The sequence below is a fragment of the Paracoccus sp. N5 genome, from assembly GCF_000371965.1.
Taxonomy (GTDB): domain Bacteria; phylum Pseudomonadota; class Alphaproteobacteria; order Rhodobacterales; family Rhodobacteraceae; genus Paracoccus.
The window spans coordinates 385,037-402,417 of the sequence record NZ_AQUO01000002.1 but is presented as its reverse complement, the minus strand read 5'-3'; the positions used below and the strand labels follow the sequence as shown (position 1 = coordinate 402,417).

General features: G+C 69.7%; 22 protein-coding genes. 10 read left to right on the top strand and 12 right to left on the bottom strand.

Annotation, left to right across the window (positions count from 1 at the left end):
- Positions 1 to 70: 70 nt before the first annotated feature.
- Positions 71 to 1,021: a threonine-phosphate decarboxylase CobD gene (gene cobD, locus PARN5_RS0116405; RefSeq protein WP_018000859.1), complete on the top strand. Its 951-nt coding sequence runs from the start codon at positions 71 to 73 to the stop codon at positions 1,019 to 1,021.
- On the opposite strand, the gene PARN5_RS0116400 is transcribed toward cobD, so the two are convergent.
- The 3 genes from PARN5_RS0116400 to PARN5_RS0116390 are packed head-to-tail and all read right to left on the bottom strand — an operon-like array spanning position 1,018 to position 2,806.
- Positions 1,018 to 2,061, bottom strand: a complete 1,044-nt coding sequence (locus PARN5_RS0116400; RefSeq protein WP_026155512.1) for a 5-(carboxyamino)imidazole ribonucleotide synthase — start codon at positions 2,059 to 2,061, stop codon at positions 1,018 to 1,020. The genes cobD and PARN5_RS0116400 overlap by 4 nt on opposite strands.
- Positions 2,054 to 2,542 carry a 5-(carboxyamino)imidazole ribonucleotide mutase gene (purE, locus tag PARN5_RS0116395; protein ID WP_018000857.1) on the bottom strand — a complete coding sequence of 163 codons (489 nt, stop codon included), beginning with the start codon at positions 2,540 to 2,542 and terminating at the stop codon, positions 2,054 to 2,056. Before purE ends, PARN5_RS0116400 begins: the two co-directional genes overlap by 8 nt.
- 45 nt (positions 2,543 to 2,587) lie before the next feature.
- Positions 2,588 to 2,806, bottom strand: a complete 219-nt coding sequence (locus PARN5_RS0116390) for a DUF465 domain-containing protein (protein ID WP_018000856.1) — start codon at positions 2,804 to 2,806, stop codon at positions 2,588 to 2,590.
- Positions 2,807 to 2,991: 185 nt separating this feature from the next.
- On the opposite strand from PARN5_RS0116390, the gene PARN5_RS0116385 reads away from it, so the two are divergent.
- The 3 genes from PARN5_RS0116385 to PARN5_RS22425 all read left to right on the top strand — a co-directional run bounded on the left by PARN5_RS0116385 (position 2,992) and on the right by PARN5_RS22425 (position 4,642).
- Complete coding sequence (locus PARN5_RS0116385; protein ID WP_018000855.1) at positions 2,992 to 3,402, top strand: Hsp20 family protein; 411 nt, start codon at positions 2,992 to 2,994, stop codon at positions 3,400 to 3,402.
- A 13-nt stretch (positions 3,403 to 3,415) separates the two neighbouring features.
- The gene (locus tag PARN5_RS0116380) at positions 3,416 to 3,652 is read left to right on the top strand and encodes a DUF1150 domain-containing protein (RefSeq protein WP_018000854.1); all 237 of its coding nucleotides are present in this window, start codon (positions 3,416 to 3,418) and stop codon (positions 3,650 to 3,652) included.
- Positions 3,653 to 3,913: 261 nt separating this feature from the next.
- Positions 3,914 to 4,642: a Crp/Fnr family transcriptional regulator gene (locus PARN5_RS22425; protein WP_018000853.1), complete on the top strand. Its 729-nt coding sequence runs from the start codon at positions 3,914 to 3,916 to the stop codon at positions 4,640 to 4,642.
- 7 nt (positions 4,643 to 4,649) lie between these two features.
- Here PARN5_RS22425 and PARN5_RS0116370 read toward each other — a convergent pair whose 3' ends face one another.
- The 4 genes from PARN5_RS0116370 to trxB all read right to left on the bottom strand — a co-directional run bounded on the left by PARN5_RS0116370 (position 4,650) and on the right by trxB (position 7,970).
- Positions 4,650 to 5,456, bottom strand: coding sequence for a hypothetical protein (locus PARN5_RS0116370; RefSeq protein WP_018000852.1), 807 nt, complete (start codon positions 5,454 to 5,456; stop codon positions 4,650 to 4,652).
- Positions 5,453 to 6,232: a hypothetical protein gene (locus PARN5_RS0116365; RefSeq protein WP_018000851.1), complete on the bottom strand. Its 780-nt coding sequence runs from the start codon at positions 6,230 to 6,232 to the stop codon at positions 5,453 to 5,455. Before PARN5_RS0116365 ends, PARN5_RS0116370 begins: the two co-directional genes overlap by 4 nt.
- A 71-nt stretch (positions 6,233 to 6,303) precedes the next feature.
- A complete protein-coding gene (locus PARN5_RS0116360; protein ID WP_026155511.1) occupies positions 6,304 to 6,963 on the bottom strand; it encodes a hypothetical protein in 660 nt (219 codons plus the stop codon).
- Positions 6,960 to 7,970 (bottom strand): thioredoxin-disulfide reductase, encoded by a 1,011-nt coding sequence (trxB, locus tag PARN5_RS0116355; RefSeq protein ID WP_018000850.1) that lies wholly within the window; start codon positions 7,968 to 7,970, stop codon positions 6,960 to 6,962. The genes PARN5_RS0116360 and trxB overlap by 4 nt, the downstream gene beginning before the upstream one ends.
- Before the next feature lie 163 nt (positions 7,971 to 8,133).
- On the opposite strand from trxB, the gene PARN5_RS0116350 reads away from it, so the two are divergent.
- Positions 8,134 to 8,634, top strand: coding sequence for an Lrp/AsnC family transcriptional regulator (locus PARN5_RS0116350; RefSeq protein WP_026155510.1), 501 nt, complete (start codon positions 8,134 to 8,136; stop codon positions 8,632 to 8,634).
- 84 nt (positions 8,635 to 8,718) lie between these two features.
- The gene (locus PARN5_RS0116345; protein WP_026155509.1) at positions 8,719 to 9,498 is read left to right on the top strand and encodes an ATP-grasp domain-containing protein; all 780 of its coding nucleotides are present in this window, start codon (positions 8,719 to 8,721) and stop codon (positions 9,496 to 9,498) included.
- 196 nt (positions 9,499 to 9,694) lie between these two features.
- On the opposite strand, the gene pgeF is transcribed toward PARN5_RS0116345, so the two are convergent.
- The 3 genes from pgeF to lgt are packed head-to-tail and all read right to left on the bottom strand — an operon-like array spanning position 9,695 to position 12,389.
- On the bottom strand, positions 9,695 to 10,459 hold the full coding sequence (gene pgeF, locus PARN5_RS0116340; protein ID WP_018000847.1) for a peptidoglycan editing factor PgeF: 765 nt from the start codon (positions 10,457 to 10,459) through the stop codon (positions 9,695 to 9,697).
- A complete protein-coding gene (locus PARN5_RS0116335; RefSeq protein ID WP_018000846.1) occupies positions 10,459 to 11,502 on the bottom strand; it encodes an SAM-dependent methyltransferase in 1,044 nt (347 codons plus the stop codon). The genes pgeF and PARN5_RS0116335 overlap by 1 nt, the downstream gene beginning before the upstream one ends.
- Positions 11,499 to 12,389 (bottom strand): prolipoprotein diacylglyceryl transferase, encoded by an 891-nt coding sequence (lgt, locus tag PARN5_RS0116330; RefSeq protein ID WP_018000845.1) that lies wholly within the window; start codon positions 12,387 to 12,389, stop codon positions 11,499 to 11,501. The genes PARN5_RS0116335 and lgt overlap by 4 nt, the downstream gene beginning before the upstream one ends.
- A gap of 114 nt (positions 12,390 to 12,503) precedes the next feature.
- Here lgt and PARN5_RS0116325 point away from each other — a divergent pair, with 114 nt between their 5' ends.
- Positions 12,504 to 12,746 carry an accessory factor UbiK family protein gene (locus PARN5_RS0116325; RefSeq protein WP_018000844.1) on the top strand — a complete coding sequence of 81 codons (243 nt, stop codon included), beginning with the start codon at positions 12,504 to 12,506 and terminating at the stop codon, positions 12,744 to 12,746.
- Here the strand turns inward: PARN5_RS0116325 and PARN5_RS0116320 are convergent.
- Positions 12,737 to 13,042 (bottom strand): DUF6476 family protein, encoded by a 306-nt coding sequence (locus tag PARN5_RS0116320; protein ID WP_232419421.1) that lies wholly within the window; start codon positions 13,040 to 13,042, stop codon positions 12,737 to 12,739. The two genes, PARN5_RS0116325 and PARN5_RS0116320, sit on opposite strands and share 10 nt — an antisense overlap.
- On the opposite strand from PARN5_RS0116320, the gene PARN5_RS0116315 reads away from it, so the two are divergent.
- The 3 genes from PARN5_RS0116315 to PARN5_RS0116305 all read left to right on the top strand — a co-directional run bounded on the left by PARN5_RS0116315 (position 13,041) and on the right by PARN5_RS0116305 (position 16,276).
- Complete coding sequence (locus tag PARN5_RS0116315) at positions 13,041 to 14,066, top strand: pseudouridine synthase (RefSeq protein ID WP_018000842.1); 1,026 nt, start codon at positions 13,041 to 13,043, stop codon at positions 14,064 to 14,066. The two genes, PARN5_RS0116320 and PARN5_RS0116315, sit on opposite strands and share 2 nt — an antisense overlap.
- A 65-nt stretch (positions 14,067 to 14,131) precedes the next feature.
- Positions 14,132 to 15,037 (top strand): RNA polymerase sigma factor RpoH, encoded by a 906-nt coding sequence (gene rpoH, locus PARN5_RS0116310; RefSeq protein WP_018000841.1) that lies wholly within the window; start codon positions 14,132 to 14,134, stop codon positions 15,035 to 15,037.
- Positions 15,038 to 15,256: 219 nt separating this feature from the next.
- Positions 15,257 to 16,276, top strand: a complete 1,020-nt coding sequence (locus tag PARN5_RS0116305; RefSeq protein ID WP_018000840.1) for a hypothetical protein — start codon at positions 15,257 to 15,259, stop codon at positions 16,274 to 16,276.
- 4 nt (positions 16,277 to 16,280) lie between these two features.
- Here PARN5_RS0116305 and PARN5_RS25150 read toward each other — a convergent pair whose 3' ends face one another.
- The gene (locus PARN5_RS25150) at positions 16,281 to 17,381 is read right to left on the bottom strand and encodes an SPOR domain-containing protein (RefSeq protein WP_018000839.1); all 1,101 of its coding nucleotides are present in this window, start codon (positions 17,379 to 17,381) and stop codon (positions 16,281 to 16,283) included.

Below are 17,381 nucleotides of genomic sequence, written 5' to 3'. Positions count from 1 at the left end.
CCGGTCCGGCGCTTGACCGCGGGGCGCGGCCGGGCTTCAACCGGCGCCGGAAACGGCGGGAGGGCGAGGGATGCGGGACCATGGCGGCGACATCGACCGGGCGGCGGGCCGCTTTGGCGGAGGCGACTGGATCGACCTCTCGACCGGGATCAACCGCCGGCCCTGGCCGGCCGGGCCGCTGTCCGCCCATGCCCTGACGGCGCTGCCGACCCAAGCCGACAGGACCGCGCTGCATGCCGCCGCCGCCGGCCGATTCGGCTGCCCGACGGATCAGGTGCTGGCGCTCGCCGGCGCCTCGGCGGCGATCCAGCTTCTGCCGCATGTGCTGATGGGCCATCGCGCGGCGGTGCTGTCGCCGACCTATAACGAGCACGCGGCCAGCCTTTCCGCCGCCGGCTGGCAGGTGCAGCAGGTCACCGACCCCATGCGGCTGGCCGCTGCCGATCTCGCGGTGATCGTGAACCCGAACAACCCGGACGGGCGCAGCTTCACCCCGGCCGAGATCGCCGATATCGCCGGCATGGTCACGCATCTGGTGGTGGACGAAAGCTTTGCCGATGCCCGCCCCGACCTGTCGGTGGCAGGCCGGCGGCCGGCGAATGTGACCGTGCTGCGCTCCTTCGGCAAGTTCTGGGGCCTGGCCGGGCTGCGGCTGGGCTTCGCCTTGGGCGAGGCCGAACTGCTGGCCCGGCTGGCGCAGCGCGCCGGACCCTGGAGCGTCTCGGGCCCGGCGATCCAGATCGGCACCCAGGCTTTGGCGGACGACGCCTGGCACGCCGACGCCGTGACCTGGCTTTCCGAGGCGGCGCTGCATCTCGACCAGATCGTGACGCCGCACTGGCCGCTGGTCGGCGGCACGCATCTGTTCCGGCTCTACCGGACGCCCGACGCCACGGCGGCGCAGGGCCGGCTGGCCCGCGCCGGGATCTGGAGCCGGATCTTTCCCTGGCATCCGCACTGGATCCGCCTTGGCATCCCCGGCGACCGCGAGGAATTCGACCGCGTGGCGCGGGCGCTCTAGAGCACCCGGTTGACGTGGCCCATCTTGCGGCCGGGACGCGCCTCGCCCTTGCCATAAAGATGCAGCTGCGTGCGCGGGCGGCGCAAGAGCTCGGGCAGGCGCAGGATGTCGTCGCCGATCAGGTTCTCCATCTCGACATCGGCGTAACGCTGGCCGTCGCCCAGCGGCAGGCCGGCAACGGCACGGATATGCTGCTCGAACTGGTCCACGGCGCAGCCCGCCTGGGTCCAGTGCCCCGAGTTATGCACCCGCGGCGCGATCTCGTTCACCACCAAGCCTTGCGGCGTCACGAACAGCTCGACCCCCATGACGCCGACATAGTCCAGCGCATTGACGATCTTGGCCGCCATCAGCACCGCATCGGTCAGCAGGCGCGCCGGCAGGCCGCAGGGCACGGTGGTGGTGCGCAGGATGCCCTCGCGATGCAGGTTCAGGCCTGGATCATAGGCTGCGACCTGGCCGTCCGCGCCGCGCGCGACGATGACGCTGATCTCGGCCGAGAAATCCACGAACCCCTCCAGCACCGAAGGCGCCCCGGTCCAGTCGCGCTGGCCCGCATCCGAAAACCGGATCTGGCCCTTGCCGTCATAGCCCATGCGCCGGGTCTTCAGGATCGCGGGCGCGCCCAGGGCCGCCAGCGCGGCGGGCAGGTCGGCCTCGGTTTCCACATTGCGATAGGGCGCGGTGCGCAGGCCGATGCCCGCCAGGAAATCCTTCTCGGTCAGCCGGTCCTGCGACACCGCCAGCGCCCGGCGATTGGGCCGGATCGGGCGCAGCGATTCCAGCAGATCCAGCGCCGAGGTCGGCACATTCTCGAATTCATAGGTGATGACATCGACCGCGCCGGCGAATGCCCGCAGCGCCGCCGCGTCCTCATAGGGCGCATTCGTCACGGCATGGGCCACGTCGCCGGCGGGGGCCGCGCCCGGCTCGTAGACATGGCAGCGATAGCCCAGGCGACTGGCCGCGACGGACAGCATCCGCCCCAGCTGCCCGCCGCCCAGGATGCCGATCACCGATCCTTGCGGCAGCTCACTCATCTTTCGGCTCCTCGGGGATGGAATCGCTCAGCGCCTGGCGCCAGGCCTCCAGCCGCGCCGCCAGATCGGGGTCCGAGAGCGCCAGGATGCCCGCCGCCATCAGCCCGGCATTGGCCGCGCCGGCGGCGCCGATCGCCATGGTCGCGACCGGATAGCCCTTGGGCATCTGCAGGATGGAATAAAGCGAATCGACGCCGGACAGCGCCCTAGTCTGCACCGGCACGCCGATCACCGGCACCCGCGTCTTGCTGGCCATCATGCCCGGCAGATGCGCGGCCCCGCCGGCGCCGGCGATGATGACCCGCAGGCCGCGCGCCACCGCCGTCTTGCCGTAATCCCACAGCCGGTCGGGCGTGCGATGGGCGCTGACGATACGCGCCTCGTAGCCGATGCCCAACTCGTCCAGGATCGCGGCCGCCTCGCGCATGGTGGGCCAGTCGGACTGGCTGCCCATGATGATTCCGACGGGTTTTTCCATCATCGCCCCCTTTTTTCCCGCCCTAGCGCGGGCAGGGCCGGGATGCAATCAGGCGATGATGTCGGGGGTCAGCTCGTCCTCGAGCCGGGCGATGCGGTCCTTCAGCACCAGCTTCTGCTTCTTCAGCCGCTGCAGCGTCAGCGAATGGGTCAGCGACTGGCTGACCAGCGCGGCGATGGCCTCGTCCAGGTCGCGATGTTCGCGACGAAGCACCTCGAGCCGGGCGCGCGCGATCTCTTCGTGGGACATCTCGTGTTGGGCGTTCATGTCGGGCCTCGGGCTGGACTCGATTGGTTATAACGCACCGATACCGCGGTGTTAATGGCTTTGCCAATCTGGGTTAACGCGGGCGCCGCCCCTTGCGGAGGGCCCGCCGCGTTCACATATTGGTCCTGCCGGATCGCCGTTCCGGGGTCCGGCCGACAGTCGCTTTGATGTAAAGGGCTTGGCGAATGACCAAGATCAGTCTGGCCGCTCATCCGTTCCTGCTGGGGTTCGACCAGTTGGAGCGGCTGGCCGAACGCGCCGCCAAGGGCGCCGAGGGCTATCCGCCCTACAATATCGAACACCAGGGGCCGAACGGCTTCCGCATCACCCTGGCCGTCGCCGGTTTTTCCGAGGACGACCTGGCCATTACGCTCGAGGATCGCCAGCTGGTGATTCGCGGCCGCCAGGCCGAGCCCGAGGATGAGCGGGTGTTCCTGCACCGGGGCATCGCCGCCCGCGCCTTCCAGCGCAGCTTCGTGCTGGCCGATGGCGTCGAGGTGGTGGCGGCCCGGCTGGAAAACGGGCTCCTGGACATAGACCTGCGCCGCGCGGTGCCCGACAGCATCGTCCAGACCATACCGATCAGCCGCAAGTGAAAGGGGATCGCCCATGAACGAGAAATTCGATTTCGGATCGGCGCTGAACGACAGCACCGGCAATACCGTCTACATCCGCCGCGTGGCCATGGACACGCTGCCCGACGAGGTGCGCCGCCAGGTGCCCGGCGTCGATGCGCTCTATGCCGTGCATGGCATCGACGGCGAGCGGCTGGCCCTGGTCAAGGACCGCAGCCTGGCCTTCATGCTGGCGCGCCAGAACGAGTTGACGCCGGTCAGCGTCCACTGACCCCCTTGCGGTGCGGAGAAATTGACGGTCGATGAATTTTTCCGCAGCGAATGTCCGGTAGGTGACACAATTCCGGCTGAAATCCGCTAAATCAGAAGACACGTCTGGGGATCCATTATCGTTTGCGTCGGGTCATGAGTGCGGATCCCCTGGCGCGTAGACCGGCCTGCCCGCATTGCTGCGGGTTTTTTGTTCCTTTCAGGCCGGTCTTGTGCGATCTATCCCTACCATCACCAAAGGCTGGGTCGGGGAGGCGCCGTTTTGCAGGAGACGACAGGCAAGACCTCGCGCGGTCCCGGGATCGCCCGCGATCCGCATCACGGCCTGCCCTGGTTTCCCTATGCGCGCTGGGACACCCTGCTGCCCGACCTGCTGGACGGCATATCCCCGGAACGCCGCCGCGCCTTCTATGCCGAATGCACGCCGCGCGCCTATCCGCAGGGGGCCGAGATCCTGCGCCAGGGCGAAGAGGCCTATGCCGCCTTCCTGATCGTCGAGGGTCGGGTCGAAGTCACCTTCGTCGACGTGAACGGCAACACCGTGCTCGCCCATGTCGCGGGCCCGGGCGAGGTGATGGGCGAGGTCGAGCTGTTCTCGGGCAAGACCTGCGCCGCGAGCTGCCGCGCGCTGCCGGACAGCAAGCTGCTGATCTTCAACGAGGCGCTGCTGATGAAATATGTCTCGGCCCAGCGGCTGCTGAAGAATTTCGCCGCCATCCTGCATGGCCGGCTGGTGCGCGACAACCGGCTGCACGCCATCGCCCAGTTCTACCCGGCCGAGGCGCGCATCTGCCTGCATCTCTTGCGGCTCAGCAGCGACCGGGCCGAGGTCCACGTCAGCCAGTCGCAGATCGCGCTGCTGGCCGGCTGCACGCGCCAGACGGTGAACCGCACGCTGGCGCAGCTGCGCGATCAGCGCATCATCGAGATGGGGCGCGGCATGATCCGGGTGCTGGACCCGGGCCGGCTGACCCACAAGCAGCTGGTCTAGGCGCGGCTCAGCCCGGAAAGCCGTAATGCGCCAGCATGGCGGCGACGGCGCGGTCGTTGCCGTCGCCCGCCAGGTTGCCGGCGCGCAGGTTCTGCGTCTGCGAGCCCGGCCATTCCAGGATGCGATAGCGCCCGCCGATCTTTTCCGGCCGCGAGCCGCGCAGCCGGTGCATCCAATACAGCCAGACATCATCGGCCGAGGGCGCCAGCCGCTGGAACAGCCCGGCATCGGTCACATCGGGATGGAACACGCCCGGCGCATAGAGCACGCCGCCGACCCCGGTCGGAAACACCAGCGGCCCGGCCTCGGGCGCGCCGATATTGCGCTGCCAGTCGCCATAGGGCGCCGGGCGGCCGTCCCGCAGCAGCACCCGGTGCGCGCGGTGGCAGACCACGCCCGCCCCGGCCCGCGCGACCAGCCCCTCCAGCCAGTCGGCGCGGTAATGCACATCGTCGTCGGCGGTGACGATATAGGCATCGGGCGCCTCTGCCAGGGCCGGCACGATCTTCTTGTAGCTGCGCCAGTTCGGGCAGATCCGGGTTTCCACTCCCAGGTCGCGGATGCCGGGCGGCAGCCGGTCCTCGTCGCCCGCGTCCAGCCACAGGATCACCCGATCCGCCGCCACGCTCTGCGTCAGGATCGAGCGCAGCACCAGTTCCAGCGCCGCGAAGCGCGCGGGATAGCTGGTCAGGCTGACGACCAGCGGCGCGTCCAGCCCGTGCGGCCGCGGAGTGCTGCGCCGGGCCAGGATCTCGGCCTCGGCCGCCCTGATGCGCCGAGCCTGTTTCAGGCGCCGGAAGGCATCCGCGATCATCCCTGCCAGGCCCGGCGCAGCCAGTCGATATTGCCGATGCGGCGATACCATTTGTGCCCGCGCCCGGCAAAGACGTCCTCCATCTTCGGCGCGCCGGCGAACAGCACGATCTTCGCCCCCTCGGGCAGCTTCGGATCGGACAGATAGCTCAGCAGGTTGCGCGGCACGCAGTCGTTCTTGAAGCTGACGCACCAGCCGCGGGGCCAGTAATGCAGCTTGCCATGCGCCGCCAGCTGCGCGCTCTGGAACTGCTGGCTGATCTCGTAATGCGCCGTCGCCGCCTTGGGATCGGCCAGATAGGCGTCGAGGATATAGCCATGCGCCCCCACCTCATAGCGAAAGACCGAGGAATTGCCGACCGAATGCAGGAAGCGGTCGCGCGCCGGGTTCACCTTGCGCAGCGGCTTCGGCCGGAACAGGTCGTCATCGCGGATGATGAAGAAATCGCCCGGCAGATCGAAAAAGGGCGCCAGATCGTCCACCACCACCAGGTCCAGGTCCAGAAACAGCGCCGTCGCCCCCGCGAATCCGCCCAGGTCGCGGCGGAACAGCGCGAGCTTGCGCCAGCGCGTGTCGCCATGGCCGGGCGGCAGGCCCAGTTCCGGCAGGGGTAGCGCCTCGACGCCCGGATCGATGCCCTGCGCATCGTCGGTGAAGCAGATGAAGCGATGCGGCCGCGCCAAGTGGCGGCGCACCTGCCGCGCCAGCCGGTTCACGTCCTCGGCCCCGTAGAGGGTGCCCCATTTCATGGTCAGGATCAGGACGGGCTCGGTCATCGGCGCTCTCATGTTGCTGGCCACAGCGATAGGCGATGCCCCGGCCCCGGTCAACGCGGGGCGCGCGCGCGCTAGCCCAGCGGTTCCAGCCCGACCTCGACCGCCAGGGCCCGCAGCGCCGCATCGCCGCCGGTCGCCAGATGCGTGGCGCCATGGTTGCGCGCAGCGATCGCCTGCCAGGCGGCCGCGCCGGCAATCGGCAGCGCCAGTGCCGCGCCCGCATCGGGGCGCAGCACCACGCCCTCGCCCAGTTCCGCCACCACCCGGCCCGCGCCGGCGTCACGGAATCGCGCCCGCAGCGCATTCGGCGTCAGCGCGCCGTCGCGTCCCGGCACCGGCGCCAGCCCCTTGACGCGCCCGCCCAGCCGCACCGGCCCGGCGCCCCAGCGGTCCGTGACCGACATCATCGCCAGCACCGCCCCGTCCGGGCCGCAGAGCGCGATGTCCTCGCCGGTCTCCAGGTCATGGGCGAATGCGTCCGAGACCTCCAGCACCAGCGCCAGCGGCCAGAGCGCGCCCGAGGCCAGCCGCCCGCCCGCCAGCACCGCCGCGTGATCCGCCGCGGACAGATAGCCGCGCAAGGGCAGCATGGCGCCGTCCATCAGCAGGCCCAGATCGCGCAGCTGCCCGGGCGTCAGCCGCCATTGCAGCCGCCGCACCGCCTCGTTGCGCAAGCCCTCGGCGGCCGCCTCGGTGACGTAAAGCTCGGGCAGCGGGGCGAAGGCGCTCACGCCGGGATCTCGGCCGCCTGCGGGTTCGGGGCGCCGGCCATGTCATGCTCGGCCAGCCAGCGCTCGGCATCCAGCGCCGCCATGCAGCCCATGCCGGCGCTGGTCACCGCCTGGCGATAGACGTGATCGGTCAGGTCGCCCGCCGCGAACACGCCGGGGATCGAGGTCCGGGTGCTGCCCGGCTCGACCTTCACATAGCCGCCGTTGTGCAGCTCCAGCTGATCCGCGACCAGCTCGGAAGCCGGCGCATGGCCGATGGCGATGAAGACCCCGTCCGCCGGGATCACCTGCTCGGTCCCCTGCGTGACGTGGCGGACCTTGACCCCGGTCACGCCCAGCGGCGCCTCGGTGCCCTCGACCTCGGCCAGTTCATGGTCCCACAGCACCGAGACCTTGGGATGGCGGAACAGCCGCTCCTGCAGGATCTTTTCCGCCCGCAGGCTGTCGCGGCGATGCACCAGCGTCACCTTGCTGGCGAAATTGGTCAGGAACAGCGCCTCTTCCACCGCGGTATTGCCGCCGCCGATCACCACCACCTCGCGGTTGCGATAGAAGAAGCCGTCGCAGGTGGCGCAGGCCGAGACGCCGAAGCCCTTGAACTTCTCCTCGCTCGGCAGGCCCAGCCAGCGCGCCTGCGCCCCGGTGGCCAGGATCACCGCATCGGCGGTGATGCGCGCCCCGGAATCCAGCGTCGCGACAAAGGGCCGCACCTGCAGGTCCAGCCTGGTCACCGTATCGACGAAGATGCGCGCGCCCATCGCCTTGGCATGGGCCTCCATCTTCACCATCAGGTCGGGGCCCTGGATCTCGGTCTCGCCGGGCCAGTTCTCGACCTCGGTGGTGATGGTCAGCTGGCCGCCGGGCTGCATGCCCTGGATCAGCACCGGGCTCAGCATGGCGCGCGCGGCATAGACGGCGGCGGTATAGCCCGCCGGGCCCGAACCCACGATCAGCACCCTGGTATGGGCGGGCAGCACGGCATCGGGGCTTTCGGCGGCATGTGACATGGGATGTGGACCTTTCGCGTTGCGCCGCCTAGGTAATCACCCCCGCCGCCTCATGCAATCCGTCCCAGGGCGCAGGACGATGGCGGAAAGAATATTGCGCAAACCTGCCCATCGGGGTAGCTTCCCGCATGATTTTGGCCGGAAGACGGCCCAAGAGGAAAAGATGAGCGGCGCCAGACTTGACGAGATCGACCGAAAAATCCTGGCAGAGCTTCAGGGCGACGGTCGAATGACCAATGTCGAGCTGGCGCGGCGGGTGGGGATTTCGGCCCCGCCCTGCCTGCGCCGGGTCCGCGCGCTCGAGGAGATGGGCTATATCCGCGGCTATCACGCCGAGATCGACGCCCGCGAACTGGGCTTCGAGGTGCAGGTCTTTGCCATGGTCCGGCTGCAGAGCCAGTCCGAGCGCGACCTCTCGGCCTTTGAAGCGCTGGCCCGCGACTGGCCCTTGGTGCGCGAGTGCCACATGCTGAACGGCGAGATCGACTTCATCCTGAAATGCGTCTCGCCCGACCTGCCGAGCTTCCAGCGCTTCCTGACCGAAAGCCTGACCGCGGCGCCGAACGTGGCCTCGGTCAAGACCTCGCTGGTGATCCGCTGCGCCAAGGACGAGCCGGGCGTGCCGTTCCAGATCGTCGAGGAACGCGCGGCGGCGGTGGGGTGAGGGGGGACGGGCGGTCATTGCGGACATTGGCTTCGCATCGCCCCTGCGTTCTCTGGTCAACAGATCGAAGGGTCGCGAAGCAGGATGCAGTGGATTCTTCAGCAGTTCGAGGACACTCGGAAGCTTGCGGATGCGCTTGACCGACTGCGTATCGGCTACTCATGGCACAAGGTCGTGCCATTCGTGGGTGAACTGGTGCCCGAACCGGAAGTGCGTGACCCGTCGGCGGTGGTGATGTTCGGTTCCTACACGCTGTGGCGCTACGCCGAAGCCAGGGGTCTTCGTCCGGGTGTTTTCCGGATAGCGCCGTTCGTTCATGAACAGCCTTGGCAACCCTTCATGCTTAACGGCCCGGATGCGGTATTTCTTCGTGTTGGCGAGATCGAGGCAGCATTGCCTGACGATGGCCGCGGCTGGTTCATCCGCCCCGTCGCCGACAGCAAGGAACAGGCCGGAGCCGTCAGGACCGCCGCGGACATTCGCGAGACGGCGCGCAAGGTCATGTCGCTCGACGCGGACGAGATCTCCCATGGCTCATTGCGCCCCGACACGCTGATGATGCTGACCCCGCCGGCCCGGATACTGAAGGAATGGCGCATCTGGATCGTGAACGGCAATGTTGTCACCTACTCGCTCTACAAGGAGGGAGCGCGGGTCACCTACCGCCACGAGATCGACGAGGATGCGTTGGAGTTCACCCGGACCCTGGCGCGACTGAACGCAGGCTATTCGCCCGCCTATGTCATGGACATCTGCCGCACGGAACAAGGCCTGAGGCTTCTGGAAACGAACTGCATCAATGCCGCCGGCTTTTATGCGGCTGACCTCGCGAAGCTTGCCGCAACGCTGGACAGGCTGGCCTGAGGCCGGCAAGCATCGCGACCGCTTCGTCCCGCAGCGCGGACATCGCCCGGCCGGCGCCGCCCTTCGCAACGCACCGGCAACGTCCGCCCCCCGGTGCACGCCCTGTGTACGCGCGGTGCACGGTTGTCACAGGCGGTTTTTCAACAAAACCAATCCCTTGGCACCGGCGTTGCGCGACCTGCGCACGCCCGTTGCGTCACAGCGCGATGACCGAGATCAGCCGTCCGTAATCCGCCTCGTTCTGATGCGTGCTGCGGCGATAGGAAAAGAACCGCTCCGGGTCGGAATAGGTGCAATGCCGGGTCCATTCCGCCTCGGCCCCGGCCTCGCGCAGCCGCATCAGGCCAAAGCCCGGCAGGTCGAACATCGGCCGGCCGTTCGGGCCTCCGGCGAAGAAGCGCTGGTGGCCGGGATCCTCGGCCAGCACCTCGTCCATGAACTCGGGGCCGACCTCATAGGCGCGCTGGCTGATCGTCGGGCCGATCACGGCGCGGATGCGGGTCGCGCCCAGGTCCTGCATCGCGGCGACGGCGGCCTCGATCACCCCGGAAAGCGCGCCGCGCCAGCCGGCATGGACGGCGCCGATCACCCCCGCCTGCGGGTCGGCCAAAAGGATCGGCTGGCAATCGGCGGTCAGCACCGCCAGCGCCACGCCGGGCTGGTCGGTGACGATGCCATCGGCGCGAATCGCCGTGAAATCAGCGGCTTCGTCGCCGGCGCGCAGCACCGCGACCTCGGCCGAATGCACCTGATGCACGGTCGCGAGCCGGCCGGGCGCGACGCCCATGGCCTCGGCGACGCGGGCACGGTTGATGGCCACGATCTCGGCCTGGTCGCTGGAGCCGAAGCCGCAGTTCAGCCCGGAAAACAACCCCGAGGAGGCGCCGCCGCGCCGGGTGAAGAAGCCGTGCCGCACCGTGTCGAGCAGCGGATGGGTCAGGATTTCCAGCGTCGTCTGCATCACTTGTCCAAGGGTTCGAAACCGGGCGGCACCGGCGCGCCGGGTTGCCAGAAGGCCAGCGCCTTGAACAGGTGACCCATTTCCCCGGGCGCGGTCAAGCGATGAAGCGCGGCCTTGGCACCGGCGTCTCCGGCCGCGGCCAGCCGCTCGGCCCGGGCAGCGATGCCCAGCCGCTGGAGCCATTCGCCCTGCGTCACCATGCGCGAAACCTGCAGGCCCGCGCCGGCCGCCAGATCGGCCAAGCTGCGGAAATCGACATGCGCGGTCAGGTCGGCCTCGCCGGGATGGGCCAGGACCGGCTCGGGGCGGTGGCGGCGCAGGGCCTGGAAGGTGTCGCCCTGCCCGTCCCAGTCGCCATAGTCGATGACCAGCGCCATACCGCCATGCCGGGCGATGCGGGCGGCGATGGCGGCGACGACGGGCGCGGCCTCGGGACAGGTTTCGCGGATCTGGCCCTCGGGCGCGGCGGGGCCGGGCGCGGCCGGGCCGAGGCCCAGGGCCAGCGCGCCCGTGTCGTCCAGCGTGACCATGCGCTCGGCCCAGCCCTGCGCGACGCGCTGGAACTGCCGGATCGGCAGGGCGTCGAAGAACTCGTTCGCGACCAGGAACAGCGGCATTTCAGGCAGTTGCGCGGCGTCGTCCAGATGCGTGACCGCGCCCAGCCGCTCACGCTGCACCTGCCGCAGATGGGCCGAGGCCTCGACCAGATGCACCTGCGCCGCCTCGGCCATGCCGGGCAGGATGCGGATGGCGCGCAGGATGTCGGCCATCAGCGTGCCGCGGCCCGGCCCGATCTCGGCCAGGGCAAAGGGCGCGGGGCTGCCCTGGTCCAGCCAGGCCTGCGCCAGCGCCAGACCGATCATCTCGCCGAACATCTGGCTGATCTCGGGCGCGGTGGTGAAGTCGCCCTGCGCGCCGAACGGATCGCGCGTCGCGTAATAGCCGTGCTGCGGATGCAGCAGGCACAGCCGCATGTAGTCATCGAGCCGCATCGACCCCGACAGCCGGATCTGCGCCGCGATCAGGCGCGCGAGCGGGGTCATGGCGCGGCAGCGGGCACCGCGGGGCGCATCCGCGCGCGCAGCAGGAACGCCAGCCCGACCAGCACCATCGGCAGCGACAGCAACTGGCCCATGGTCACGCCCCAGACCGGCCCGCCCAGCACATGGCCCAGCGGGTTGTCGGGCGTGATGAATTGCGCATCGGCCTGGCGGAAGAACTCGACCACGAAGCGCGACAAGCCATAGCCCATCAGGAAGACCCCCAGCGCCTGCCCCGGCCGGCGCAACCCGCCGGCGCGGACCAGCAGGAACAGCAGGGCCGCCAGCACCACGCCCTCGAGCCCGGCCTCGTAGAGCTGGCTCGGGTGGCGCGCGCAGGGACCGGTCACGCCGGGGCAGGCCTGCGCCGCCTCGCCCGGAAAGATCACCCCCCAGGGCGCATCGGTCGGCCGGCCCCACAGCTCGGCATTGATGAAATTCGCCACCCGGCCCAGGCCCAACCCGATCGGTGTCGCCACCGCCAGCGCATCGGCCAGCCGTAGCGCCGGAATGCCGTGGCGCCGGCAGAACCACCAGGACGCCAGCACCACGCCCAGGAACCCGCCGTGAAAGGACATGCCGCCCTGCCACAGCAGCGGGATCTGCGCGGGGTTGGCGAGGTAATAGGCCGGCTCGTAGAACAGCACGAAGCCCAGCCGCCCGCCCAGCACCACGCCCAGGATCACCCAGGTCAGCAGCTCCTCGACCTGGCCCGGCCGCATCGGCGCGCGGTCACCCCACAGCGCCGGCCGGCGCATCAGCCCGACCATGATGCGCCAGCCGGCCAGCAGCCCCACCAGATAGGCCAGCGCATACCAGCGCAGCGAGAACTCCATGCCGAACAGGTGGATGGTGAAGATCTCGGGCGAGATCCAGGGAATGTCGGTCATGGGGTCCTCATCTGGCGCCGGCGCAGGCTACGCGGGGGGCGGCGGGTGTCAACCGATTGAACAGCCGCGCCCCCGGGGCCATATAGGGGACAACATGGAATCGAAAGGCCCGCCATGACCGCCAACAACCGCTTCTTCGACGATCTCTCGAAATTGATGACCAATGCCATGGGCGTGGCCCAGGGCGCCAAGGACGAGGCCCAGACCGCCTTCAACGGCTGGATCGACCGCTGGCTGGCCGACCGCGACTTCGTCACCCGCGAGGAATTCGAGGCGGTGCGCGAGATGGCGATCAAGGCCCGGGCCGAAAACGCCGAGCTGCGCGCCGAGATCGAGGCGCTGAAGGCTCAGGGCTGAAGCCGCTCGCGCAGCTTGCCCTGGCGGTCGTAAAGCAGCACCTCGCCGGTTTCGGTGACCACGACCAGCCAGTCGCGGGCGAAGGTGACGGCGGCGGGCCTGGCGCCTTCCGGCAGGGCGACGCTTTCGGGCAGTTCCGGCAGCGGCGCCTCGGACAGGCGCAGCCACAGCAGTGCCGCGATCACCAGCACGCCGAGCCCCATCACCACCGCCAGCGAGGTCACCAGCAGGCGCAGCCAGCGCAGCATCGGCAGCGCTTCCTCTGGCCCCGCATCCGCCCTATCATCCCGCGCCATGGCCGAAATCCTCATCACCATTCCCGAAGGTCTTTCCGACCGGCTTGATAAGGCGCTTGCGCTTTGCGCGCCAGAGCAGGCGGCGCTGTCGCGCTCGCGCCTGACGAAACTGATCGCCGAGGGCGCGGTGCGCGGCCCTTCGGGGCCGGTGACGGACGGCAAGGCCCGGGCCGAGACCGGCAACTACCGCGTCGAGATCGGCACCCCCGAGCCGCTGGACGCGCTGCCCGAGGCGATTCCGCTGAGCATCGCCTATGAGGACGAGGAACTGATCGTCGTGGACAAGCCCGCGGGCATGGTGGTGCATCCGGCACCGGGCAGCCCCTCGGGCACGCTGGTCAATGCGCTGCTGCACCATTGCGCCGACAGCCTGTCGGGCATCGGCGGCGCGGCGCGGCCCGGGATCGTGCACCGCATCGACAAGGAGACCTCGGGCCTTCTGGTCGTGGCCAAGACCGACCGCGCGCATCAGGGCCTGGCGCGGCAATTCGCCGACCATTCGGCGCATCGGCGCTATCTGGCGCTGGCGCATGGCGCGATCGACCCGGCCGATGCGCGGCTGCGCGGCCTGCCCGGCATCGCTTTCGAGCCGGGCGGCGTGTTGCGCATCACCACGCTGCTGGGCCGGCACCCGACCGACCGGCAGCGCCAGGCGGTCAGCTTCCAGAACGGCCGCCATGCGGTGACGCGGGCGCGGCTGATCGAGGCCTTCGGCACGCCGCCGGCGGTGATGCTGGTAGAATGCCGGCTGGAAACCGGCCGCACCCATCAAATCCGCGTGCATATGGCGCATGCCGGGCTGGGGCTGGTGGGCGATCCGGTCTATGGTGGTGCAAGACGCGCCTCGGCCCGGGCGCTCGGGCCCGACCTTGCCGCGGCCGTCGCGGCCTTTCCCCGCCAGGCGCTGCATGCCGCCGAGCTGGGCTTCGACCATCCGGTCAGCGGCGAATCGCTGGCCTTCTCCAGCCCGGTGCCGCCCGACATGGCCGGCCTTCTGGAAAAACTGCGCGGGCGGACCGCGTGACGGAACCCGCCCCGGCATGATAGCGTTCACAAAGGCCCGCGACCGCGCGGGACAGGGAATTTCAGATGGCGAACTATACCCAACTTCCGGCACCCAGCCCCGAACAGGGCCTGAACCGCTACCTGCAGGAGATCCGGAAGTTTCCCCTGCTGGAGCCGGAGGAGGAATACATGCTGGCCAAGCGCTGGACGGATCACGAGGATCCCGAGGCGGCGCAGAAGCTGGTCACCTCGCACCTGCGGCTGGCCGCCAAGATCGCCATGGGCTACCGCGGCTATGGCCTGCCCCAGGCCGAGGTGATCTCCGAGGCGAATGTCGGCCTGATGCAGGCGGTCAAGCGCTTCGACCCGGAAAAGGGTTTCCGGCTGGCCACTTACGCGATGTGGTGGATCCGTGCCTCGATCCAGGAATATATCTTGCGGTCCTGGTCGCTGGTAAAGATGGGCACGACGAGCGCGCAGAAGAAGCTGTTCTTCAACCTGCGCAAGGCCAAGTCCAAGCTGGGCGCGCTGGAAGAGGGCGACCTGCGGCCGGAAAACGTCGCCCAGATCGCGCATGACCTGAACGTGTCGGAACAGGAAGTCATCGACATGAACCGCCGGCTGTCGGGGGGCGACGCCTCGCTGAACGCGACGGTGGGTTCGGGCGATGGCGAATCGACGGCGCAATGGCAGGACTGGCTCGAGGATGACAGCGCCAACCAGGCCGAGGCCTTTGCCGAGGCCGACGAGATGTCGGCGCGGCGCGAGATGCTGATCGCCGCCATGGACGTGCTGAACGACCGCGAGAAGGACATCCTGATGGAGCGGCGCCTGCGCGACGACCCGATGACGCTCGAGGATCTGTCGACGCGCTACGACGTCTCGCGCGAGCGGATCCGCCAGATCGAGGTGCGGGCTTTCGAAAAGCTGCAAAATCGCATCCGCGAACTGGCGCGCGAGCGGGGCATGGCGGTGCCTTCCGCGCTCTGACGCGGAGCTCGGGGCTGCGCCGCGCCCCGGCGCGGACCGCCAGGCCAGCCTTGCCAGGCGGGGAAAGGCGGGGTGGTTTCCGTCGCAAGCCGGCTTCGGCCCTTCCGCGCATTTCCCCCTCTGGCGCCGGGCGGGAATTTCCTTGAAAAGCGGGGCCGTTGACCGGCGCCGGGCTTGGCTTATGGTCGGGACAGGGCAGCGGAGGCCGATGGCGCAGGAATGACAGCGCTGAACCAATATCAACGGCTCGAGGCCGCCGGCATCTGGCGCGAGACGCCCAAGGCGCAATTGCGCGATGTCATCGTCTCGTTCGGCGACGCGACGCTGGTGCTGACCGATCCGCGGTCCGAGGTGCCGCTGACGCATTGGTCGCTGCCGGCGGTGACCCGGCTGAACCCCGGTAAGATGCCGGCGCGTTATGCGCCCGGCGGGCCCGAGGCCGGCGAGGAGCTGGAGATCGAGGACGAGCTGATGATCTCGGCCATCTCGAAGGTGCATCGCGCCATCGAGGCCAGCAAGCCGCATCCCGGCCGCTTGCGCGGCGGGCTGATGCTGGGCGCGGCGGCGGTGATGGCGGTCCTGGCCCTGTTCTGGGTGCCACCGGCGCTGGTGCGCCACGCCGCCGACATCGCGCCCCCGGCGCAGCGCGCCGAGATCGGGAGGCTGATCCTGGCCGAGATCGCCAAGACCACCGGCAGCCCCTGCTCGCGCCCGGCCGGGGACATGGTGCGCCAGAAGCTGGCGACGCGGCTGATCGGCCCGGAGGCCGAGATCGCCGTGGTCCCTGCCACGCTGCGCGGCGCCCTGCGCCTGCCCGGACCGATCACGGTGATCGGCGAAGACCTGATCGAGGGCCAGCTGTCGCCCGAGGTCGCCGCCGGCCATATCCTCGCCGCCCAGGCGGCGGCGGTGTCCGACGATCCGATGCTGGCGGCGCTGCGCTATGCCGGGCCGCGCGCCACCTTCCACCTGCTGACCGCCGGCACGCTGCCGGGCAAGGCGCTGTCGGGCTATGGCGAGAAGCTGCTGGCCGATGCCGTGCCGCGTCCCGACGACGAGCAATTGCTGGCCTATTTCACCCGCGCCGGCATTTCCAGCGAGCCCTATGCCCGGTCGCTGGACCCGACCGGCGAGGCGGTGCTGGGGCTGATCGAGGCCGATCCGTTCCGCACCGCGATCCCGAAGCCGGTGCTGAGCGACCGCGAATGGATCGCCCTGCAAGAGATCTGCGACCAATGACGGCTCAGCGCGGGAAGGCATCGCGATAGCCGGCGCGGCGGATGGCGTTCAGCGCGCGCACGATGCCCTCGCGGTCGTCGAAGGGGCCGGCCATGATGAATTGCACCTCGCGCCCGTTCACGCGGTCCTTGCCGCGCAGGACCGGATAGCCCAGGCCCGCCACGCGCTGCACCGCCCGATCCGCATTGCCGGGATCGGCGAAGGTGCCAAGCTGCACATAGCGGGCGCCGGCCGGGATCGTGCCGACCACGGGCGCAGCGGCTTTGCCGGGTTTCGCGGCCGGCCCCTGGGGGTTGGCCGCCGCCCGCTTGCCGGCCACGGCAACAGGTCCGGCGGCGGGTTTTGCCGCGCGCGGCGTCCTCGGGTTCGATGGGACGGTAGCGATCCTTTCCGCCGCCGCGGCTTTCTCGGCCGCCGGCTTTGCGCCCGGGGCAGCGGGCTTCGCATCCGCGGTCTTGTCCTCCGCGGCGGGCGTGTCGCCGGCACTGCTGCCGATCGGGCGCGCAAAGCTCAGCCGCGACAGATCCGCCGGCGGCAACGAGCCGCAATAGCCTTGCGACGGATCGCTGCCCAGTCCCGCCGCGCCGGGCTGGCCGTCATAGCCCAGCAATTGGCAGAGCCGCAGGTTCGGCTTCAGCCCGCCGCCCATTTCCTGGCGCAGCGCCGGTGCGGCCGCGACCACGGCCTGCAACGCATCGGCCGGGCCGGAAGGCGAGGGCTCGGGCCCCAGGTCGGGCAGTTTTTCCATCGGCTGCGGATCACCCGCAAGCTCGCCGGGGCGCAGATTGGTCAGCACGGTTTGCGACAGCGCCTCGGACAGCAGCTCGGCCCGGCTGCGCCCGGCATCGGGGTCCAGCGCCCGCAGCCGGGGCTTGCCGTCCAGCCCCCGCGCGGACAGCGTCGGCGGATAGCCGCAGATCGGCGTGCCATCGCGCGAGACGCGCGCCTGCCAGCCGCCATCGTCGCCCCGCAGGAAGACGCAGCCCTTGCTGTCGATATATTGCCGGGCAAAGAAATCGGCCGGAGGCGTCTCGGCCGGGCGCAGGTCCTGCGCCAAGGCCAGTCCCGGAGCCAAGACCAGCATCACCCGCAGCATCCACAGCAT